We start from the raw sequence: 22,816 nt of genomic DNA, 5'->3' as shown, positions 1-22,816 counted from the left end.
AGCCCGTTGAAACCGTCGAGGAGATGTTCTGGCGCGTCGCGTATCACATCGCCGCCGTGGAGGAAAACTGGGGTACGGATGTGATGGAGCGTGCCCGTGGATTTTATCAATTGATCTCCAGCAAGGCGTTCTTTCCCAATTCGCCGACCTTCCCCCTGCCGTTCTCACCGATAACGCCCGCCAGGTCCTGATTCGCCGCTATGTTCGCCGCGGCGACGACGGCAAGCCCGTTGAAACCGTCGAGGAGATGTTCTGGCGCGTCGCGTATCACATCGCCGCCGTGGAGGAAAACTGGGGTACGGATGTGATGGAGCGTGCCCGTGGATTTTATCAATTGATCTCCAGCAAGGCGTTCTTTCCCAATTCGCCGACCTTTACCGGTGCCGGAACGTTGTTGGGCCAACTGGCGGCCTGCTTCGTGCTGCCCATTTCCGACGACATGGGCCGCGCAACCAACGGCATCTTTCAGACGCTGCGCGACGCGGCCCTCATCCAGCAAACCGGCGGCGGGAACGGCTTTTCGTTCTCGCGCCTGCGCCCCAAGGGCAGCCTGGTAAAATCCTCCGCCGGGCAGGCCACCGGGCCGGTGGGTTTTCTGCGCGTCTATGACAACGCCTTCGGCGAAATTGCCCAGGGAGGCACGCGCCGCGGCGCCAACATGGCCGTCCTGCGCGTCGATCACCCGGACGTGGAAGATTTCATCTCGTGCAAGACCAACGAGAACCAGATTACCAATTTCAACATTTCGGTCGGCATCACGGATGCCTTCATGAAGGCCGTCGAGGAAGACGCCGATTGGGATCTGCGCTTCCCGGATGTGCGCTCGCCGAAATATAAAGGCTTCACCGGCACCGTCGATCAGGCTGAAGCCGCCGGCGTTCCCCTGACCATCTATAAAACCTTGCGCGCTCGCGCACTTTTCCAGCAGATCGTAGAGCAGGCCCACCACAACGGTGAACCCGGTATGCTCTTCCTGGACGCCGCCAACCGCGCCAACCCGGTGCCGCACCTGTACGCGCTCGAAGCGACCAATCCGTGCGGCGAGCAGTGGCTGGGCCCTTATGAAAACTGCTGCCTGGGTTCGGTCAACCTGGCCCAGTCGTTGGGCCCGGATGGCGGCGTGGATTGGGAAAAACTGCGCCAGGACGTGGTGCTTTCCACCATCTTCCTGGACGACGTGGTCGACGCCAACCAGTACGTTCCGGCCGTGCCCCAGCTCAAGGAGGCCGCCCTGCGCGCCCGCCGCATCGGCATGGGCATCATGGGCCTCGGCGATCTGATGTACCACGCCGGGATCCGCTATGGTTCGGAAGAAGGCCAGGAATTCGCCTCGCAGGTCATGGAATTCGTGCGCTACCATGCCATGAAAACGAGCGTCGAACTGGCCCAACAGCGCGGCGCCTTCCCGGCCATCAAGGGCAGCATCTACGACCCCGAAGCCCTGGTCTGGCAGCCGCCCACACCCATCCTGCCGCACGAACACGACTGGGGCCGCCCGCAGGTTCACTGGGATGAGATCGTGGCCGGAATTCACCAGTACGGCATTCGCAACGCCGCCCAGACCACCATCGCCCCCACCGGCACCATTGCCACCGTGGCCGGCTGCGAAGGTTACGGCTGCGAACCCGTCTTCGCGCTGGCCTACATCCGCCACGTCAACGACAACGGCAAGGATCTCCAGCTCACTTACGCCAGCCCGCTCTTCGAACAGGCCCTGGAACGCGCCGGCATCGATCCCGAAACGCGCGATGAAATCTTCGATGTGGTCATGCGTGAGGGCTCCTGCCAGCAGGTCGAGCGGGTCCCGCAGGACATCCGGAAAGTCTTCGTCGTTTCGGCGGATATTTCCGCCGAGGAGCACGTGCGCATGCAGGCGGCCCTGCAGGCCTTCGTCGACAACAGCCTTTCGAAAACCATCAACTTCCCGCCCGAAGCCAGCGTGGAGGACGTGGCCAACGCCTACCGGTTGGCCTGGAAGCTGGGCTGCAAAGGCATCACGGTCTACGTCACCGGCTCGCGCGAGAAGGTCGTGCTCGAAACGCACGCCACCGCCCAGACCAAACAAAAGGATGAAGCGCCCGGCGCCGCGCCCGTTCTGGTTCCCCCGGCGGCCAGCGATCAGGTTCAACCCGAGCTGTGGCACGAGAGCAAGAAACCCCGCCCGCGCTTCCTGGCCGGCTTCACCTACTCGGTCGAGACGCCGCTCGGCAAGGCCTTCATGACCATCAACGAAAACGGCGGTCACCAGCCCTTCGAGATCTTCATCAACACCTCCAAGGCCGGATCGGACACCGCCTCGGTTTCCGAGGCCATCGGCCGCCTGATCTCCTACATCCTGCGCATGGCCTCGCCCATCGAGCCCACCAAACGGCTCGAAGAGGTCATCCGCCAGCTTTCCGGCATCGGCGGCGGCCGCCCGCTGGGATTCGGCCCGCACCGCGTGCGCTCCTTCCCGGACGGCGTCGCCCAGGTGGTCGAGGAATACCTGCAGCAGCGCACCGATCGCCTGCAAAACGAGCCGCTCGAAGCGGAAAGCACCGAAGCGCATGCCGCCGGCGGCCACGATCACCCCATCCCCGAGGCAGCCCGCCCCACCGCGCAGCCCATGCTGCAAATCGGAGACCTGTGCCCAGAGTGCGGCGAAGCCAGCTTCGTCAACGAGGAAGGCTGCAGGAAATGCTACTCGTGCGGGTATAGCGAATGCTGAGAAATTAGCTACAATATATGCATGTCGGAGGTCAAAAATACTGCCTTTTGACCTCCGACGTGAGAAATAAAGCAGCGTAGTTGATATGTATATATAATATTGAGGGAGATATGAAATTTTCAATAATCCAATTAAGCGACATGCATTTTCGTGAAGACCCAACCAAAAATTTTATATCCGATCGAATTGAAAAATTAGCAGGTGCAATTAAGCATGAGACAATAGACGTAAAATATATTTTTTTTGTGATCTCAGGAGACATTGCATTTTCCGGAAAAATTGATCAATATGAATATGCATTTACTTTTTTATCTGGATTATTACGAAATATTACAGAGGATGAAAACAAAGGGGTAAACATTGTTATTTGCCCTGGAAATCATGATTGTGATTTTTCAACTGATCAGACAGTTCGAAATATCCTAATTGATAAAGTCTTAAGTGACAATTCATTTGAAGATGCAGTAATAAATTCTTGTATTACAGTTCAAAATAATTTTTTCGAATTCATCAAGAAAACCATTCCTACAAAACAGCTCGAACTCAATAATGATATTTTTCAAAAAGTACTTTTTACTATTGATGATAAAACTATAGTTTTTAATTTACTTAACACAGCCTGGATTTCTCGACTTGAAGAAATCCAGGGTAAACTTATTTTTCCAATCGAAAAAATTGATCAGAAAATTGATTGCAACAAAGAAGAAATCGTTTTGAGTATTCTTCACCACCCTTATTCATGGTTTGAGAGCAATAATTCTCGAAGATTAAAGGAGAAGCTAGAGAGTATTTCCGACATAATCCTGACAGGTCATGAGCATGAAAACAATGAATACTTAAAAACTTTGCATAATGGTGAAACCATCGCTTATATTGAAGGTGGAGTATTACAAGATAAGACTTCTGATGGAAGCCAATTTAATATAATTAAGATCGACACGGAAGAAAAATGGCTAGAAATTTCATCTTACACATGGAATGAACAAAGACAAATCTACTTGACTGAAGAAATTCCGCAAACCCGTTACTTTATTCGTAATCAAAAACGACCAAACACTGGTTATTTATTACAAGGCTCGTTTGAAAAAGAAGTAAATGACATTGGAATTAAATATTCTCACCCATTGAAAGAAACCATTCTTCTTGATGACATTTATGTTTATCCACACTTACGACGAATTAATACAGCTAATAATCAACACTTTGATAAATTAATTATTCGAGATTCAATTCCAAATTACATAGCGGATAACCACCATGTAATGATTATAGGCTCAGAAAAAAGTGGGAAAACTTCTTTAGCAAAAGTATTGTTTAAGCACTATTTCAACTCTGGCTATTTACCATTATTGTTTGAAGGAAGTATGTTAAAAAATTGTGACGAAAACCGAATCGAAACTCTCATTGATCGGATATTCAAACAAACATATATCACGCCCTCGAGTGAAGAATATTTTCAACTGGAAAAATCCAAGAAAGTGATATTAATTGATGATTTTCAAAAATCATCATTGAATCAAAAAAAATGTGAAAAAATTATTGGTTATCTTAAAAATATTTCTGGGAGTATTGTGATTTTTGGAGATGATCAATTAAGGTATGCAGGACACCAATTGTACTCAGAAGAAAAATCATTATTTTCGAGTTTTATAGGTTGTGAAATTTTGGGAATGGGCTATGTTAAGAGATCAGAATTAATTAGAAAGTGGAATATGCTAGGGGATACAGAAGATCTTTTTACCAGTGGAAATCTTTCGAGGAAATTAATAAAAGATGAAAAAATAGTATCTGCCTTGTTAGGAAAAAATTTTATCCCTGCGTTTCCATTTTTCATACTTGTAATACTTCAGCAAATTGAAACTGGTACTCCAGTAAATACTTCTTCTGGAAATTATGGATATTATTACGAAGCGTTATTAACTGTAACATTATCGAAAATTAAAATCAGAAACATTCAAATTGATACACTATATAGCTATTTATCGGAACTAGCTTATCATTTTAATAAGAAAAAGATTAGATCAATGACATATGAAGAATTATCTTCCTGGAATACTGAGTACTGCAATAAATACAAATTACCGATTAATATCAATCAAATCTTGGAAGGCTTAATAAATGTTTCCGTTCTTAGTTCTGATTCGAGGGGTTATAGCTTTCGTTATCCATATATTTTCTATTATTTTGTTAGTAGGTATTTTCGCGACCATATAGGCGAAATGGAAATAAAAAACCAAATTCAATGGATGAGCGAAAGACTTCATCAAACAGATTCGGCTAATATAATTATCTTCTTGTGCCATTTATCAAAAGATCCATTTGTATTGTCCACATTACTTTCAAAATCCAGAAACCTTTTTAAAAATTATAGTGAATTCAAAATCCTATCAGATACTGAGTTCATATCAGGATTGATTCAAGAGATTCCTGATCTTGTTCTAGAAGGAGATCCGGATAAGAACCATACAAAAGAGCTGGAAAAAAGAGATGATGCAGAAAAGCTTGAGCAACAAGTCGATGAGGATAATATCATTGATGATGATGGATCAGATTTTGATCTTGAAGAGATAATGCAAATAAACGTAGCTGTTAAGAACATACAAATACTAGGTCAGTTATTGAAGAATTTTCCAGGCTCATGGCAAGGTCAACAAAAATTTGATCTTGTACAAGAATGTTACTCACTTGGGCTTCGTGTACTAAAATTCTTCTTTACGTCCTTGAACCAAAACCAAGAAGAGATAATAGTAAAATTGGCTGAAATATTGAAGGAGCAATATCCGGAATGGGAAAACACAAAAGTCTCAAAGAATATTGAATTATACATATTTAGTGTTTTGGAAGGAATTGCTTATGCAATAATTAAACATATTGCTGATTCAGTTGGACATGATACCTTCTCAATGACCTTTGATGAATTACTTAACAGTTTCCCTGATAATACATCTTATTCATTTATTGATTTAGAAGTTAAGCTGAACTATTATCAAGATTTTCCTGATTCGCAAGTATTTGATTTATCAAAAAACGTGAGAAAGAATAGTTTTGCTAGTTACCTATTACGTCATTTTGTTTGGTATTATTTCTATATTTTTAAAACAGATTTTTCCTTTCGTCAAAGTATTTGTAGCAGGCTCAAAATAAATGGACCTTCTTTATTACCATCACCAAATAGGCCATAGACAAGAAGGCAATATTGGTAATCTCGCACTTTTTCAAACAGCCACCAACCACCGCCATCATTATCAAAACAAATCGAGAGGGAATCCGATATGCCCGAATATCGCAGAATCTGGTTACCCGGCGGAACTTTCTTTTTCACCCTGGTAACAAACCAGCGGCGGAAAATCTTCCTGGAAGAATCCGCCCGCCAGACCCTGCGCGAAGCTTTCCATTACGGGATGGAAAAGGCTTGTCCTTTTCGAATCGATGCGTTGTGCCTTTTGCCCGACCATCTTCATTGCATCTGGACCCTGCCGGAGGAAACCAGCGATTACGCCACCCGCTGGAAGATCATCAAGGCTCGGTTCAGCCGCCGCTATCTTCAAACCGGCGGAACTGCCGGGCCGATTACGTCTTCCAAGGCTCGAAAGGGAGAGGTGGGCGTCTGGCAGCGCCGGTATTGGGAACATATGATCCGCGATCCGGATGATCTGTCCCGGCATATCGATTACATTCACTACAATCCGGTAAAGCACGGTCTGGTCCGAGAGGTCAAGGATTGGCCCTGGTCAACATTTCATCGCTTTATTCGTGAAGGGTATTACGATCCGGATTGGAATTACATAGATCCGAAATTTCAAATGTCGATCGGATATGAGTAAATGGGTGGGTTCCGGGGCAAGCGGGTAAGTTGCTTTCCTGGCGTCCTGGCCCCTCCACCCACCCTACTACTACTTGCCCCCAATCGAAGTAGTGCTACACTTAATTCCTAGCTTGCAGGAATTGAGGATTCCATGACCACTGAAACCACTCCCATCGAAATTAAAACAGAAAAGAAAGAAAAACCTGAAATCAAGGATCAGATCGTCGTCACCCAGCACAGCATCACCATCGGCGGCGAGGAACTGAAGTATACCGTCACCACCGGCACGCTGGTGCTCAAAGAGGAAGTCGACCGCGAGAAGGATTACGATGGCGAACAGCCCAAGGCGCAGTTCTTCTTCGTTGCCTATACGAAGGACGGCGTCGAGAATCCCGCCGAACGCCCGCTGTCCTTTTCGTTCAACGGCGGCCCCGGCTCGTCCTCGGTCTGGCTGCACATGGGGCTGCTCGGTCCGCGCCGCGTGGTGCTGACCCTCGAAGGCGGCCTGCCCAAACCGCCCTTCCAGTTGACGGACAACGAATTCTCGCTGCTCGACCAGACCGATCTGGTCTTCATCGACCCGGTCGGCACGGGTTACAGCCGCCCGGCGGATGGCGAGAAGGCCAAACAATTCCACGGCTTCAAGAAGGACATCGAAACCGTCGGCGACTTCATCCGCCTCTACACCACCCGCTACAACCGCTGGCTCTCACCCAAGTTCCTGATCGGCGAATCCTACGGCACCACCCGCGCCAGCGCCCTTTCCGGCTACCTGCAGTCCCGGCACGGCATGTACATGAACGGGATCGTCCTGGTTTCGACGGTGCTCGACTTTGGCACCATCGACTTCACGCCGGGGAATGAACTGCCGTATGTGCTGTTCCTGCCCACCTACACCGCCACCGCCTGGTACCACGATGCCCTGAACACGCACGAACCCTTGCAGTCCCTGCTCGCGGAAGTGGAAGATTTCGCCGTCAACGAATACGCCCCGGCTTTGCTCAAAGGCAATCAGATTTCCGCAACCGAAAGCAAATCCGTTCTGCGCAAGCTGGCGCGCTACACCGGCCTGTCCAGCGAATACCTGGAGCGCTCCAACCTGCGCGTGCCCGATTTCCGCTTCTTCAAGGAACTCCTGCGCAAGCGCGGCCGCACCGTCGGTCGCCTCGACAGCCGCTTCCTGGGCATCGACCGCGACACGCTCGGCGAGGGCACCTATAACGATCCCTCCTCCACCAATACCACCGGTCCGTACACCGCCGGGTTCTACGATTACATTCGCCGCGAGCTTAAATTCGAGACCGACCTGCCCTACGAAGTGCTCACCGCCAGCGTGTGGCCCTGGTCCTACACCGAATTCGAGAACCAGCACGTCTTCGTCGCCGAAACCCTGCGCCAGGCCATGAGCTCCAACCCGCACCTCAAGGTTTTCATCGCCAACGGTTATTACGACCTGGCCACGCCCTACTTCGCCACCCAGTACGTCTTCAACCACCTCGGTCTGGATCCAACCCTGCGCGGAAACATCAGCATGGCTTACTATGAAGCAGGGCACATGATGTACATCCACCAACCGGCTCTCGAGCAGTTGAAGAAGGATCTGTCCAAATTTATCGCGGACGCGAGATAAGCTGGTTTTGCATCTGGCCATCGCCGCGATCGAACGTCTGGAAAGCAATTCGACAAATAGGCCGGCTGCCCGGGTTCTCCGGGCGGCCGGCCTTTCTTCAATCCATTCGCGGTCCACGAAATAAATCCGACAATCCTCTAAAACAATACTATAATAATCAATTGAACGAATCCATTTATGGTTTGCTTGATAATTCAAGAGGTTTACTGGTCTGAAACCGAAATGAAGAAAACAGGCTCCCCGCCGGGGAGCAGCGATTAATGGCTTAGAAAACCATCCTGAGTAGCACAGCAAACCATCCAAACCTTGAAGAAGAAGCCAAAGCGCTTCCCGTCCAGGGGTTAACGGTCTTTAATCGGAGGCGACAAATTGCTGGATTTCTTACGGGATGAGGGAATAAACGATAGTCTGATTGCCGAAATTGCCCGGATTCGAGATGCAAACCGGGTCGCTCCGAACATGGCCTACCGCGTCCCCACGCCGAGGTTTTATTATTACGGCAACGACATCTGGGAGGAAAGCATCACCGCACTCCTGTGCGGTGAAAACCTGCTCCTGGTCGGTCCCAAGGCTACCGGGAAGAACGTGCTGGCTGAAAACCTGGCCCAGGCGTTCGGCCGGCCGAGCTGGGACATTTCCTTTCACGTCAACACCGAGTCCTCGACCTTGATCGGCACAGACACCTTCGAGAATGGACAGGTCGCTTACCGGCACGGTCCCATCTATGAATGCGCCGTGAACGGCGGTTTCGGCGTTCTCGATGAAATTAACATGGCAAAGAACGAATCCATCGCCATTCTGCACGCCACCCTGGACTACCGCAGGATCATCGACGTCCCCGGCTACGACAAGATCACCCTGGAACCCATGACCCGCTTCATCGCGACCATGAATTATGGGTACGCGGGCACACGGGAACTCAATGAGGCGCTGGCCTCGCGCTTCATGGTCATCAAAATGCCGGGCATCTCTCCGCAAAACCTCAAGAAGCTCCTCCGGCGCGAATTCCCGAACCTGACCGAGGAATATCAGGCCCAGTTCATCGGACTGTTCCAGGATCTTCAAAAGAAATGCGAGAATTCCGAAATTTCCAGCAAGTCGGTGGACCTGCGCGGACTTCTTTCATCGATCCACCTGATGGAAAGGGGCCTGGAAGCCAACCGGGCGCTGCAGATGGGAATCACCAACAAGTCCTTCGATGATTTCGAGCGCCAACTCGTCGAGGACGTCATTCGTCTCAGAATACCGGAAAAACTGGAAAGAGATCGAATCTTTTCAAGCTGATGATGGAAACCTTAAGCGCGGAAAAGAAACGAGCCGATAATATCGTCTGGACGGCCTCGAACGACTATTCCTTCAAGCCGGATTATGAAATCTACGACAGCCGGGGAATCGCCGAACTGTATTGGAATTACATCGTCGGCGCCGTTCATAATTATTATGACTACTCCCAACTTCAGGGATTCTTCCGCCAGCTCAAGCAGGACCGCGACTATGTTTTCTACGAAGGCCTGACCTGGATCGGCCTGGAAAACTGCGCCTTCGAAAAGGGGAAAAACGAACGGCCCGTCCTTAAGGATTTGCGCTGGCGCTACGCCGAAAAAGTCCTTCGCAAGGAGGATGGAACTTCTTTCTATTATCTGGTCGATGAAATCAAGCGGGCTCATTTTCAAAGGGCGCTCGGGAAAGAGCCCCGGATGAGAGAGCAGGTTGCCTATATTCTGGATGACCTGGAATTCGACGGCTCGCTGAGCACGGAGCAGATCCTGCTCAGGATGAATGAAATCATCGATACTTATTTTCCATTGAACCCCGTTCTCAAAAAAAGAAATTTCCTCAAGAATTTGATCCCCAACTTCCTTAATTTATCTTTGGTTGGAAACGAGTCCGAGCGCATGGGTAACGCCCTCCTGGGAGACTCTTTGCTGAGATTCCCCAATTCAGGCATTTCCCAACCCTCCGAAGATGAGGTTTCGACTGAACTCAGAAATCAAAAGAACGGCAAAGAGGTTCAATGGAAGGGTATCCAGGCCCGTGGCGTAAAAAAGCAACGGGAAAATATTCAAAGCCGCTACGGGGCTTCCATACTCACCGAAGCGCAAACCAGGACCCTTGAAAAGTCGCTCTGCACCGGAAACCATAAGAATTGCCACCTCCATTTCACCCGCGGAGAATTCGATTCCCGGTCCTTGAAAGGGAATGGGAATGGCCACCGGAAGGATGTTTTGGACCAGCGCGAGATCAACACGGCGCATTACAGGAAGAACCTGGCGCGGAACAAGAACAATATCCTGAAGCTGACGAATATCCTGAAAAACACGATGCTCGTCAACCTCGATACCACCTGTTACCGGACGAAAGCCGGGGCGCTGGTTGCTGGAAAAATCTGGCGCAACATCTATCTCAACGACCAAAAGGTCTTCATAAAGAATATTCGAGATGACCTCGGAGATCTGAGCGTGGATATTCTGCTGGACTCGTCCGGCTCGCAAATGAACCGCCAGGCGATGATCGCCACGGAGGGATATATTATCGCCGAGAGCCTGTCCGGCTGCCAGATTCCGGTGCGAGTGTATTCCTTTTGCACGAACGGCGATTATACGGTCCTCAACCTTTTCCGCGATTACAACGAGGTCACCAAAAACGACCGGATTTTCGATTTCCATTCATCCGGATGCAACCGGGATGGCCTGGCGATCCGGACCGCCCTGCGCCTGATGGATCATTACGAATCCGATCACAAGATCCTGATCGTCCTTTCCGACTGCAAGCCCATCGACCCGCACGGCCTTCCGGTCAATGCGTTCAATCCCGATCAATTTCTGTACGCGGATTCTGCCGGCGTCAATGACGTGGCGATGGAGGTCAGGAAAGGCCGCTTGAATGGAACCTCGATCCTGTGCGTCTTCACCGGCCTGGATGACGACCTTCCCGCCGCGAAGAAGATCTACGGGCAGAATATGGCCCGCATCAAATCGCTGGAAAAATTTGCGGATGTGGTTGGCGTCCTGCTCCAGAACGAATTGAAGAACCTCTGAAACGCCTGAGAACGTGTCAAAACAAAAAGCCAGACCCTCCCGGAAACCCGGAGAGGGTCTGGCTTTCTTTCCAGTAAATTACTTCAGCCAGGTGAATGACTTCATCACAGCGTCCACCAGCGCATCGCGGTCCATACGGCCCTGCGGGTAGGTCTCGACGTCGGGCTGAAAGCGCAGCGTGATCACCTCGCCGCCGTGTACGCTCACCGTATCCAGCGAACCCGGGTCGCCGGGCACCGGTTCCAGGCTGACGGACGGCTCGCCGCCGAGTTGGACATCGGCCTGCTTCACCGCGGCGTCCCCGTATTCCGCCAGACGGGCCGCGATCACGCCCGCCAGATCTTTACCGCTCTCCAGGGCTTCGCTCAGGATGGCCAGGCGCGCGCGGGCCAGGTCCGGATCCTGAGCCGGGCCGACCAGCCCGTCCCCTTCAACGCTGAAATCGGCCGGATAGGCAAAGCAGAAACGGCCGTTCGCGTCGGTGTAGGTGTGCATGCCGTCCACCTTGCAGGCGGCCGGCAGATTATCGTTCGCCGCCGGGGCTGGATAACCGGATTCAACCGTGGGGACTTCGACGGCCGGCGCGGGATAACCGGATTGGGTAACTTCCGTCGTCGGAGCAGGATAGGCGTCGCTTCCGGCGGGGATATCCGTGCCGGCCGGGCTTTTGGCTCCGGCGGCATCAGAAGCAGCCGCAGGCGCGCAGGCTGCCAGCATGACAACGATCAATAGCACAGAGATCCAACGAAACATCTTCATTGTTTTCACCTTTTTTGGATGTACTCCTGTGGAGTTGGCTCCTTTTCGAATAGCGACGCTAATTGTACCGCGTAAAATTCTCACCGATGGTGAAAGAATTGGCTATAATGAATGGACCATTCCCTTAAGAGGTGACTCACTCATGGCAAAACGTCTCATCCTGGTGGCCGGGAACATCGGTGCTGGCAAGACATCCCTGACCGAACGCATCGGCGAACGCCTCGGCTGGTGCACGGCTTACGAATCGGTCAACGACAACCCGTACCTGCCGGATTTCTACGCCGACATGAAAGCCTGGTCCTTCCACCTGCAAATCTATTTCCTTTACAAACGCGCCGAGCAGCACGTGGAACTGTGGAACGATCCTCGATCGGCCATCATCGACCGCTCGATCTACGAAGACGCTTTCATCTTCGCCCGCGCCCTGCATCACATGGGCAACATCACCGAACGGGACTACGCGACCTACCGCGGCCTGTTTGACCTGGTGGTCAAGAATCTGCCCGCCCCGGCCCTGCTGGTGTACCTGAAGGCGCCTGTACCGGTGCTGATGGACCGCATCCAGCGCCGCGGCCGATCGATGGAAAGCACCATCGATGTCAATTATCTGACCCTGCTCGAATCGTTCTATGAAGATTGGATTCACAGTTTCGACCTGTGCCCAGTGCTCACCATTCGCTCCGACGATCTGGATTTCGTCCATTCATCCAGGCACCTGGATGCCGTCGTCGAGCGCATCCATGAGAAGCTGACCGGTAAAGAAGAAATCGTATTCTAATATGGCATCCGAATCCGAGTTCGTATCCTTCCTGCTGCGCGCCAAACGAGCCACCTACGCCAGCGGGGCTGCATCCATCGGCTCCAGCCGTCCGGCCTCGACCGATTTACGCTACGCCACCGGCGACTATCTTTACCTGGACACCTACCTGGGCAGCCGCGATTTCATCGGCGAAGAAGCCGTCTGGTATCGTGGAAATCCGGTCTGGGGAATGAATTATCACGGCCTCATGCTTGTTGACTCCATCCCGGACGGTTTCTCCGAAATTCTGCACGCCGCCCTGTTCGCGGTGCCCTCCGAAGCGCCTTTCCGCGGCCCGGCTGAATTCAATCTGGGCGATTTCCGCTATACGTGCCACTGGCAGGGGAACCTCGAGCGCTTCGACGGCCAGGAATGCATCGAACACCGCGGCCGCCCGATCTACGAATTGATCTTCCACGGCGGGAAGATCAGCACCTGAACCTCTGGATTCAATCTCTTCACACCATTACAAGGAACAACGATGCAAAACGATTTTCTGAATCCCAACCCGCCGGTCCAGCCGCCCGCCCAACGGAGCGAGGGCTGCCTGGGCGAGGTGACCTGGTTGGGCATGGGTCTCACCCTGCCAATGGTCAACCTGAATTTCTATCGTAAGGCAGCCGCGCGCAAATTATCCTCGGCGCTGATCGTTTTCTTTGTGTTTGCGCTCATTCTCACGCTCCTTACCACCGTCGTCATTTCCAGGGGACTGAAGGCCGCGGATCAGGCCATGCAGGAAGCCTACGCGAAGGGCGATTTCCCGACCATCACCATTCAGGACGGTCAGGCCACGGTGGACGCCCCGCAGCCGTTCTATATCCTGGATCAGGCGGATATGCTCGTCGTCCTCGATACGACCGGGACGATTACCGAAATCGACCCGGATCGATATTCGCAAGGAATTTTTTTGACCCGCGAGTCGATCGAAATATTGCAGGATGACGGCCGATCCCAATCGCTCAAGCTGTCTGATTTGCAGGAAGTCATGGGCCAAAACCCACTCGTGTTGGATCAGGCCAGTGTGAAAACCTACTGGCAGACCTTCTCGGGTGTTTTTACCCTGCTCAGCTTCTTCGCCCTGGCGCTCTGGCACATGCTGGTGCGGCTCGGCTATCTGGCGCTGTTGGCCCTGCTCTTCTGGCCGCTGGTCCGGCAAATCCGCCCCGCCGTCGGTTATCAAACCGTGTTTGGCATCGGGGCTTATGTGTTGATCCCGGCCATGATCCTGAACCACCTGATCACGCGCAGCGGCGTGACCTTCTGCGGGCTGCAGACCCTGATTCTGGCGCCGTTATGGGCTCTTGTGCTGTGGTGGGCGCTGCGTGACCCGGCCGGTAAAGTCGCCGAGACCGCATTGCGGCCCTGGGAGATGCTCATCCCGCTGCCGTTGTTCGCCTTGATCATCGTCGATCGCATGGTCAACATCCCCAACGGTGATATCTACCTGTGGGGCGCTGCCGCGCTCACCTTGCTGGCGGCCGCCGCCATTACACGCCTGCTCCCGGCTTCCAAAACCCACGGCGCAGGGACTCCACCGACGATCGAGCCGCTTCCATAAAGAAAATTCAGGATATAGTTCCAGAAAAAACAGGGGTCGACCTGCAGGCCATCATCCGGCGCCAGGTCGACCTTTGATGTTTCTTCCTGCACCGGCGGAACTGAATTCGATATAATCAAATCAGGTCCATCGATTTCACCAGATTTGCAACCTTTTCGAGTTTCTTGCGTATATTTGGGTAGATCAAACTGAATTCGGGAGCAAAGGTGAGCAATCCAGAAACGGAGTGGCTGCAACGATCTCTCCAGGGCGACGAAGATGCCTTCGCCTGCCTGGTCGAGCGTTACCAGAATCCGGTCTTCAACCTGTGCTACCGCATGCTGGGCGACGAGTTCGAGGCCGAGGACGCCGCGCAGGAAACATTCTGGCGCGCTTACCAGCATCTCCAGCGTTACGATCCGCAGCGGTCTTTCATCACCTGGCTGTTGTCCATCGCGGCGCATTATTGCATCGACCAGCAGCGAAAGAAACACATGCCCATCCTGGCCATCGATGACTTGCTCGAAGAGACCCTCCCCGATCAGGCTCCTGATCCGGAAAGAAAAACCAGCCAGACAGAAGAACAAACTGCCATGCGAAAGCTGCTGGAAACCCTGAACGCTCAAGATCGGGCCGCGATTGTCCTGCGGTACTGGTACGACTTCTCTGAAGAGGAGATCGCCCGCGCGCTCAACCTCAGCGCCAGCGCAGTCAAGAGCCGTCTTTTCCGCAGTCGTCAGGCGCTGGCCCACCAATGGCAGGTCGAAGCCGCCAAAACGGCTGGCAAAGAAAGGAAACAGGATGAATCACCCGCCTTTTAGCACCTGGCTATACGAAGATTGCCAGCTAACCCCCTCCCAGGCGGAAGAGCTGAAGCTGCATTTGCAGACCTGTCCGGATTGCCGGCAGCAACGCGATGCCTGGCTGAACGTCAGGCACATGCTTCGGACTGCCAAACCCGTCGAGCCGCGTCCCGAGTTCGCCCGGCGCTGGCAGGTGAGCCTGGCAGAACGCCGCGCCCAAAAGCAGCGCCGGCAGGTACGCGTTACCATCCTGTCTCTTTCCGGGGCCGTCCTGGTTCTTCTGTTGGGCCTGATTGCTTATTTCCTGGCCACCTCATCCCTTGCCGATCTGTTTGCCAGCGTGATCGGAACATCCACCCAAGTCGCAGTCGGATTCATGCAGGTCAGCGATTTTATCAACTCGCTGCTGCATTTCTTGCCTCCCGCGTTATCCACCGCGATCTGGTTCATCCTTACCAGTTGGATTTGCCTCCTGAGCTTTGTGTGGGTGTTCTCAATCTGGCGTATTACACATAAAGGAGATACCTCCCATGAAGAAATTCACTAAATTGCTCATCTTCGCCAGCCTGTTGATGGTGTTGTTCGCGCTGCCAGGTCAGGTGAACGCCCAAACCCCGACCCCAACGGTTGTCACCAACGACAACGGGAAAGTGGTTTTCGGTTCCACCTATACCCTGCCCAGCGGACAGGCGTTGGACGGTGACCTGGTTGTGTTTGGAGGCTCCGCCACCATCGAAAAGGATGCGGTCGTCAACGGCAACGTCGCCATCTTTGGCAGCACGCTGTCCGTTTCGGGCCATGTTACCGGGAATATCAGCGCCATGGGCGGATCGGTCAATTTGAACGAAAGCGCGATCGTCGACGGCAATGTCGAAACCATGGGCGTTGTGTTGAACCAGCTCGAAGGCGCGATGGTGAAAGGCAACACGGTCACCGAAAGCCCCGATCAATTGAACCTGCCGAAGATCGATCCGGGGAACTGGCTTCCCAATTTCGGCGGTGCGTTTCGTTCGATCGGCAGCGCCTTATGGGCGGTTCTGCGCGCCCTGGCGCTGGGCCTTATTGCCCTGCTGATCTCGATGCTGGCCCCGCATCCCACCCGGCGCGTAACCACGGCCATCACCAGCGCCCCGGCCATCTCGGTCGGGATGGGCCTGTTGACCTTCTTCGTCGCTCCCGCATTGGTCCTGGTCCTGGCCATCACCATCATTCTGATCCCGTTCAGCCTGCTCGGCGTTCTGGTCATCATCGCGGCGGCTATGTTTGCCTGGGCTGCGGTTGGCCAGGAACTGGGCAACCGCCTGGCAGTCCTCTTCAAGGTGCAGTGGGCTGAACCGGTCGCGGCTGGCATCGGCGCCGCCTTCCTCAGCCTGTTGGTCAGCCTGGTATCGGTGATCCCATGCTTCAATTGGATCCTCGTCATCGCGGTACTGGCCTTCGGTTTTGGCGGTATCGTGCTCTCCCGCGCCGGAACCCAGGATTACCCGCACCCCGCCGCTCCTTTACGACCCGCTTCCGTCGCGCCGGCTCAGGGCAACCCTGCGCCCGCGCCCAGCGTCATGCCGGTCATTCCCGAGCCTAAACCGGCTGAACCGCCTTCGCAGGGCAAAGACTCCAACCCACAAGCCTGAGGCTGAGTCGTTGCCCGAAATAGAAATGAAATGAAGGAGGATAAAAAAATGAAACCTCGTCCTGTATGGACTATGCTGTTGGCCATCGCTTTGTTGGCCTTACCCTCGCTGGCCTGCTCGATCACTTTCAACCTTCCCAGCCGGGTGAAAACCACCACTGCCCAGACTCTCGACATTTCCGAGGATGTGCCCGTTCAGGGTAAAACCAGTGAAGTGACGCTCGAAATGGGCGCCGGCAAACTCGATCTCAGCGGCGGCGCCTCGAAGCTCGTCGAAGGAACGGTCCGTTATAACGTGGAAAAATGGAAGCCCACCATCACCCGAAACGACAACCAGATCAAGATCGCGCAGGGTGAACAGGGCGCCGTCGAACTGCCCGGCAGCGACATCATCAACGAATGGAACATCCAGTTGGGCAATTCGCCCATCGATCTGGAGGTCGCGGCCGGCGCTTATGAGGGCACCCTGGATCTGAGCGGAATTCCGATCACCAACCTGCGCGTCTCGGACGGCGCCAGCAAGGCCACGGTGAAATTCGATACCCTCAACCCGACCTCGATGGAGCAATTGACCTATAAGACCGGCGCTTCAGAGGTAGACCTGGAAGGATTGGGCAACGCCAACGTCAGTTCGATCGTGTTCGAGGGCGGCGCCGGATCCTATACGTTGGATTTCTCCGGCGATCTGAAGCAGGATCTATCCGTGCGCCTGTCCGCCGGCATGAGCAACGTCCGTCTCAACATACCCAAAGACGCCAACATCCAGGTGATCGTTGGCGGTGGGTTGAGCAATGTCTCGGTTGACGGTACCTGGACCATCAACCGAGACACCTATGAACGCAGCGGCAAGGGTCCCAAAATTACCGTGAATGTCGATATGGGCCTGGGCAACCTGGAACTACGCGTTCATTGAAATCCAATTTACAGGGTGATAATATTAAACCTGAAGGAATCCTCCTTCAGGTTTTTTGATTTTTTTCCAATGGACAGTGCTAACTTCGAAACCATTATTCACACCGATCCGGTGCCGCTCATCGTCGTTCGAGGCAACCATCGCGAAATCGGACGCCAGATTGGCGAAGCCGTTCGCCCGATCATCCAGCATAGCGTCGAATCCGCAAAAATGCTGGTCCAATCCGCCGAACACAAACTGCATCTCACCCTGAAGGGCGCCCGCATTCAGGCCCTAAAGTATTCACCCTTCATCCAGGAACGTTACCCATCGTATTACGATGAAATCCTCGGCCTCGCCCAGGGCGGGGATGTCCCGTTGGAGGATCTACTGGTACTCAATGCTCTGGAAGCGGTTACCACCGACGCGCTCCACCTGACAAAGTGCACCAGCCTGGCAGTCAATGAAGAATGCACTGAGAACAAACACGTATTGGTGGGTCACAACGAGGACTGGCTGCCGGATGATGAGCCCGACGTTTATCTGGTACATATCTCATCCGATGACGAGCCGCCGTTCCTGGCGATGACTTATGGCGGCCTGCTGCCGAATATTGGCTTCAATGCGTACGGGATTGCGCAATGCTGCGATACGGTGTATGCCAAAGATTCGCGCATCGGCATTCCGCGCGTCATCGTTTCACGCGGCATTCTGGCCGCCCATACGCCAGGTGGGGCAATCCGGCACACCCTTGCCGCACAGCGCGCAGCCGGGTATAACCACCTGATTGCGCACACCTCCGGCGAGCTATACAATGTCGAGGTCTCTGCGCACCGCTTTGCCGTGCTCAACTCAAACGACGGGCGCATCGTACATACCAATCATTATCTGGAAACCCAGATGCGGGCCATCGAAAATGAACCGGACGAGTTGATCGAAACTCGCGTTCGATACGCACGCGCCAACCGGTTGCTCAGGCAAAGCAATGCGCACACGCTCGATAGTCTGAAAGCTGTATTGCGCGATCATGTCAACTATCCAGAATCAATCTGCAACCACGCGGTTCAATACGCTCGGCCAATGGACCGCAAAAAGACCATCTGCAGTTTGATCATCGATCTGACCACCCTCGAAATGCACCTGACATGGGGCACACCCTGCATTAATGAATACCATACCTATTCACTGAATGCGTAACCCGCATTGAATTCCCGGCAATCAAATACCAGGCTGATTGCCAATTACGGGTGGGTTAAGTGGTAGAATTCCGCCCGTTATGAATTTTTGGCTCACACTGGGAATCGTTCTCTTTACCTACATCGGCATCGCCCTGGGATACTGGCCGCGCCTGCGCGCGAACCGCACCACCATCACCTTGATGGGCGCCGGTTTGCTCATCGCCACCAGCCAGATCGCCTTCAAAGATATCGGCCAGTTTCTGGATCTGGATACATTGATCCTGCTCTTCAGCATGATGGTGATCAACGCCAACCTGCGCATTGCCGGTTTCTTCAAACTGGCGGGCAACGCCTTGCTGCGCGTCGCGCGCACTCCGCGCGCCCTGCTGGCGGTGCTGATTCTGGTGACGGGCGTCCTCAGTGCATTCTTCCTGAATGACACGATCTGCCTGATGCTCACCCCGCTGGTGTTGGACCTGATTCTGGCGACCGGGCGCAACCCGATCCCGTACCTGATCGGGCTGGCCACCGCAGCCAACATCGGTTCCACCGCCACGCTGACCGGCAACCCGCAGAATATGATCATCGGGGTCGCCTCCGGCATTTCCTATACTCACTTCGCCGCCAGCCTGGCTCCGATCGCCCTGCTGGGCCTGGGGGTCGTGTGGATCGTTTTGGTGCTGGCGTATCCCAAGGAATTCCGAACGGACCCCTTTTCGATCCACAACCTGCCCACGCCGCGCTTTCATAAGCCTCTGTTGATTAAGAGCCTGCTGGTCATGGCGGGATTGCTGGTGGCTTTTTTGATCGGCATGCCCATTGCAAAAGCGGCTTTTCTGGCAGCCTGTATTCTGCTGTTCACCCGCCGTCTGAAACCTGAAAAAGTCTTTGCGGAATTCGATTGGAGCATCCTGGTATTCTTCGCCGCCCTGTTTATCGTCACCGGGTCGCTCGAAAAGAACGGCGTAACCAAAGAATTGTTCAAACTGGCCCTGGGAACCCGGGAACTGAACAACCTCAGCCTTTCGACCCTGACCGTCGTCTTGAGCAACCTGGTTTCCAATGTTCCGGCCGTTCTGCTGCTCAAGCCGGTCGTGCTGGGACTCGGCAATCCAACCGCTGGCTGGCTGACACTGGCGGCCGCTTCCACGCTGGCCGGCAACCTGACGCTTTTAGGATCGGTGGCCAACCTCATTGTCGCTGAAATCGCCGAACGCCGGCGTGTGCATCTCTCTTTTTGGGAATATACCCGCGTTGGCATGCTGATCACGCTGATTACCCTGGTGATCAGCACTCTCTGGTTGCAGTTCTTTGTCTGGCGGGGATAATCTCCTCAATCCTGCGCGGTCGTGGGTTCGATTTCGGCGACCCGATGCCCGGCTGGTTTCTTTTCGCGCAGGCCAAGCGCAAACAACCCGCCCGCCAGCGAAATGGCAGCGCTCAGGCTAAAAATCGGCGCCAGGCCGACTTTGTCGGCGATATTCCCGCTGACCAGCGTGCCCACCGAGCCGCTGGAGAAAATGAACGCCAGCGCCAATCCGGACGCCAGCGCAATTCCCCCCGGCATCAAACGCTGTGAAAGCACCACCACGGCGCTGTAAGCAGCGCCCGAACACATCCCGGCCATCAGGATGATGATATACAGGCCGACGCCCCTTTCCATTTGGCCCATGAGAAAGAGCGGCAGGGCCCCGCACGAAAGAGCAACGGCAATGACCTTCCAGCGTCCATAGCGATCGGCCAAACCGCCGCCAGCCAGGTTGCCCAGCGCCGATCCGGCCATGAACAGCGCCGAGAGCACGCCATATTGGGCGGGCGCTTGTCCCAGATCGCTTAGATATTTCGGTAGAAACGTGTTGACATTCTGCTGCGCCCAGGATTGAAAACCGCCCGTCAGCGCCAGCAGCAGGATAAAGAACCATGGAAAGGCCGGCGCTGCCCCCCTGGCCCCGACAGGCTTTGCTTCCACCGGCGCGGCGGGGTAATGGTATACAGAGGCCCATACGCCGGCGACCAGGGCCAACAGCGCCATGCTCGACAGGCTGACCGGTTCCCAACGGTTCAAAATGATTCCGCCGATGATCGGGCCGATGAAATATCCCGTCTGTCCGAAAACGAAAAACAGGGAGGCCGAAAGGGTTTCGTGTCCGGCCAGGCTGTGCCGGCCGGCCAGAGTCGACTGGGCTGCGCCTGCCGCGTGAAACGCGCCGGATCCCATACTGGCCAGTACCAAAAAGAGGAGCGCCGCGCGCCCCGGAATCGCCACGCCCAATCCGTAAAAAACAGCCATCCACAGGATGCCGCCGGCTACCACCCGGCGTAAGCCCACTCGATCGGCCAAAAAACCGAACACGGGCTGGGCCAAAGCTCCGGCAAACACATACAGCGTACTGTACAGTCCCAGCATCGTGTTGCTTAGCCCCAATGGAATGCTCAGAAAGGTGAGGATGATGGCGCGAGTTCCGTTCAGGGAGTCCACCAGCAAATGCCCGATGGCAGCCGCGAGGAAATTCTTATCTCGAAAAAGGGGCATAAAACCTCAGGAAGACCGGTAAAGCTGCAGGCGTTCGATCAGTCGATATACCGCGGGTGGGACAAGGTAGCGGTACGGTTGTCCGGCGGCCACGCGCGCGCGAATATCACTGGCGGAAATTTCAACCAACGGCGCTTCGACGAAATGAGTCTTCGCCGTGATTCCGGGAAGCGTATGCTCGAGAGAGGTCAGATCCACGCAGTCGGATGGACGGCGCATCACCCCCACCCCGGAGCAGCGCAGCAGAAATTCGCGGGGCTCGTGCCAGGTTGGCAGGTCATGCAGCGAATCGCCGCCCATCAGGTAAATCAATTCCGCGCCCGGATAACGCACGGCGAGCGCGCTCATCGTATCCGATGCATAGTGTGGTCCGGGGCGTTCGAATTCGATCGTGGACACTTCGAAAAGCGGGTTGCCGGCAGCGGCCGCGCGCACCAGCTTCAAACGAATGCGGTCAGCGCTGATAAAATGCCCCTGCTTGTGCGGCGGATTGGGGGTCAGCACCCACAACACCCGGTCCAGCCCCAGTTGAGCGGCAGCTTCGGCTGCCAGAATCTGGTGCCCGACGTGGGGAGGATCGAATGTCCCGCCGAATATGCCTATGCGCATCTACCCCCACTTTCCGGGTCGCTCAGTCTTCCCACTCCAGTTCATAATCGTCGCCGATGAAGACCGTATCGCCTTCCTGGATGCCGGCCTTACGCAAAGCATCCTCGACGCCCAGGGTTCCCATCAGACGTTGAAAACGCCTTACCGAGCTGTCCAGCTCCCAATAGGTCATGCCAGCCGCGCGTTCGATGGCCGCGCCCTTGAGGCGCCAGCCTTCGGGAGTGCGCTCGATGGTGAAATCCTTTGGATCTTCCGTTGGGCGGTAAACCGGCAAAGCCTGTTCGATTTCAGGCTGGGGAGCTTCTCGAAGCAGTTCGTGCGCCCGCCACAGCAATGGCGTCAGATTTTCGTGGGTCGCCGCCGAGATGGGCATGGCTTCCACACCGCGTTTGGCCAATTCCTGTTGAATGGCCGGCCAGCGCTCCTGCACCTCGGGCAAATCCATCTTGTTGAAGGCCACGATCTGGGGTTTATTACCCAGATTGGAATCGAACAAAGCCATTTCACTGTTGATCTGCGCGAAATCGACCAGTGGGTCTTCGGAAAGTCCGTCCAGCATGTGGATCAACACGCGCGTACGCTGTACGTGGCGCAGGAAGGCGAATCCAAGGCCTACGCCCATGTGCGCGCCTTCGATCAACCCGGGAATATCCGCCAGCACCAGTGTGTTTTCGCCGTCCAACTCCACCACGCCCAGGTTGGGTTCCAGGGTGGTGAAAGGATAATCCGCGATCTTGGGGTTGGCATTGGTCACTGCGGCCAGCAGGCTGGATTTGCCGGCGTTGGGCACACCCACCAACCCGACGTCCGCGATCAACTTCAACTCCAGGCGCAGCGTAAATTCCTGGGCCGGTTCACCGCGTTCGGCCATGTGCGGCACCTGGTTGCGCGACGTC

20 protein-coding genes are annotated in these 22,816 nt (G+C 54.2%); 16 read left to right on the top strand and 4 right to left on the bottom strand.

Features of this window, described 5'->3' with window-relative positions; genetic code table 11:
- From LARV_RS10205 to LARV_RS10175, 7 genes are all read left to right on the top strand, one after another.
- A partial coding sequence (locus tag LARV_RS10205; RefSeq protein ID WP_152031869.1) for a ribonucleotide reductase N-terminal alpha domain-containing protein occupies positions 1-191 on the top strand: 191 nt, incomplete at its 5' end.
- Positions 101-2,707: an adenosylcobalamin-dependent ribonucleoside-diphosphate reductase gene (locus tag LARV_RS10200; protein ID WP_083522481.1), complete on the top strand. Its 2,607-nt coding sequence runs from the start codon at positions 101-103 to the stop codon at positions 2,705-2,707. The genes LARV_RS10205 and LARV_RS10200, both read left to right, overlap by 91 nt.
- A 110-nt stretch (positions 2,708-2,817) precedes the next feature.
- Positions 2,818-5,889 (top strand): STAND family AAA ATPase, encoded by a 3,072-nt coding sequence (locus LARV_RS10195; RefSeq protein ID WP_075073538.1) that lies wholly within the window; start codon positions 2,818-2,820, stop codon positions 5,887-5,889.
- Positions 5,890-5,979: 90 nt separating this feature from the next.
- The gene (locus LARV_RS10190) at positions 5,980-6,531 is read left to right on the top strand and encodes an REP-associated tyrosine transposase (RefSeq protein ID WP_075073537.1); all 552 of its coding nucleotides are present in this window, start codon (positions 5,980-5,982) and stop codon (positions 6,529-6,531) included.
- A 132-nt stretch (positions 6,532-6,663) separates the two neighbouring features.
- Positions 6,664-8,142 carry a S10 family peptidase gene (locus LARV_RS10185; RefSeq protein WP_083522480.1) on the top strand — a complete coding sequence of 493 codons (1,479 nt, stop codon included), beginning with the start codon at positions 6,664-6,666 and terminating at the stop codon, positions 8,140-8,142.
- Positions 8,143-8,511: 369 nt separating this feature from the next.
- On the top strand, positions 8,512-9,426 hold the full coding sequence (locus LARV_RS10180) for an AAA family ATPase (protein WP_075073536.1): 915 nt from the start codon (positions 8,512-8,514) through the stop codon (positions 9,424-9,426).
- 2 nt (positions 9,427-9,428) lie between these two features.
- Positions 9,429-11,180, top strand: coding sequence for a vWA domain-containing protein (locus tag LARV_RS10175; RefSeq protein ID WP_152031772.1), 1,752 nt, complete (start codon positions 9,429-9,431; stop codon positions 11,178-11,180).
- A 78-nt stretch (positions 11,181-11,258) separates the two neighbouring features.
- On the opposite strand, the gene LARV_RS10170 is transcribed toward LARV_RS10175, so the two are convergent.
- Positions 11,259-11,939 (bottom strand): hypothetical protein, encoded by a 681-nt coding sequence (locus LARV_RS10170; RefSeq protein WP_075073534.1) that lies wholly within the window; start codon positions 11,937-11,939, stop codon positions 11,259-11,261.
- 142 nt (positions 11,940-12,081) lie between these two features.
- Here LARV_RS10170 and LARV_RS10165 point away from each other — a divergent pair, with 142 nt between their 5' ends.
- The 9 genes from LARV_RS10165 to LARV_RS10125 all read left to right on the top strand — a co-directional run bounded on the left by LARV_RS10165 (position 12,082) and on the right by LARV_RS10125 (position 20,106).
- Positions 12,082-12,717, top strand: coding sequence for a deoxynucleoside kinase (locus tag LARV_RS10165; protein ID WP_075073533.1), 636 nt, complete (start codon positions 12,082-12,084; stop codon positions 12,715-12,717).
- Position 12,718: 1 nt separating this feature from the next.
- On the top strand, positions 12,719-13,177 hold the full coding sequence (locus LARV_RS10160) for a DUF5680 domain-containing protein (RefSeq protein ID WP_075073532.1): 459 nt from the start codon (positions 12,719-12,721) through the stop codon (positions 13,175-13,177).
- Positions 13,178-13,219: 42 nt separating this feature from the next.
- On the top strand, positions 13,220-14,296 hold the full coding sequence (locus LARV_RS10155; RefSeq protein WP_075073531.1) for a DUF1189 family protein: 1,077 nt from the start codon (positions 13,220-13,222) through the stop codon (positions 14,294-14,296).
- Between the two features lie 206 nt (positions 14,297-14,502).
- Complete coding sequence (locus LARV_RS10150; protein ID WP_172797838.1) at positions 14,503-15,096, top strand: RNA polymerase sigma factor; 594 nt, start codon at positions 14,503-14,505, stop codon at positions 15,094-15,096.
- Complete coding sequence (locus tag LARV_RS10145; RefSeq protein WP_075073529.1) at positions 15,077-15,625, top strand: anti-sigma factor family protein; 549 nt, start codon at positions 15,077-15,079, stop codon at positions 15,623-15,625. The genes LARV_RS10150 and LARV_RS10145 overlap by 20 nt, the downstream gene beginning before the upstream one ends.
- Positions 15,609-16,709, top strand: coding sequence for a polymer-forming cytoskeletal protein (locus LARV_RS10140; protein WP_075073528.1), 1,101 nt, complete (start codon positions 15,609-15,611; stop codon positions 16,707-16,709). The genes LARV_RS10145 and LARV_RS10140 overlap by 17 nt, the downstream gene beginning before the upstream one ends.
- A gap of 48 nt (positions 16,710-16,757) precedes the next feature.
- Positions 16,758-17,621 carry a toast rack family protein gene (locus LARV_RS10135; protein WP_172797837.1) on the top strand — a complete coding sequence of 288 codons (864 nt, stop codon included), beginning with the start codon at positions 16,758-16,760 and terminating at the stop codon, positions 17,619-17,621.
- A 69-nt stretch (positions 17,622-17,690) separates the two neighbouring features.
- Complete coding sequence (locus LARV_RS10130; RefSeq protein WP_075073526.1) at positions 17,691-18,797, top strand: C45 family autoproteolytic acyltransferase/hydolase; 1,107 nt, start codon at positions 17,691-17,693, stop codon at positions 18,795-18,797.
- 79 nt (positions 18,798-18,876) lie between these two features.
- Complete coding sequence (locus LARV_RS10125) at positions 18,877-20,106, top strand: anion transporter (RefSeq protein ID WP_075073525.1); 1,230 nt, start codon at positions 18,877-18,879, stop codon at positions 20,104-20,106.
- A gap of 5 nt (positions 20,107-20,111) precedes the next feature.
- On the opposite strand, the gene LARV_RS10120 is transcribed toward LARV_RS10125, so the two are convergent.
- From LARV_RS10120 to cgtA, 3 genes are all read right to left on the bottom strand, one after another.
- On the bottom strand, positions 20,112-21,311 hold the full coding sequence (locus LARV_RS10120) for an MFS transporter (RefSeq protein WP_075073524.1): 1,200 nt from the start codon (positions 21,309-21,311) through the stop codon (positions 20,112-20,114).
- Between the two features lie 6 nt (positions 21,312-21,317).
- On the bottom strand, positions 21,318-21,920 hold the full coding sequence (gene nadD, locus LARV_RS10115) for a nicotinate-nucleotide adenylyltransferase (RefSeq protein ID WP_075073523.1): 603 nt from the start codon (positions 21,918-21,920) through the stop codon (positions 21,318-21,320).
- A gap of 22 nt (positions 21,921-21,942) precedes the next feature.
- Positions 21,943-22,816 (bottom strand): Obg family GTPase CgtA (cgtA, locus tag LARV_RS10110; protein ID WP_075073522.1); only part of this gene is annotated, 874 nt, incomplete at its 5' end.

It is taken from the genome of Longilinea arvoryzae (assembly GCF_001050235.1).
Taxonomy (GTDB): Bacteria; Chloroflexota; Anaerolineae; order Anaerolineales; family Anaerolineaceae; genus Longilinea; species Longilinea arvoryzae.
This window is presented reverse-complemented; position numbering and strand designations above follow the sequence as displayed.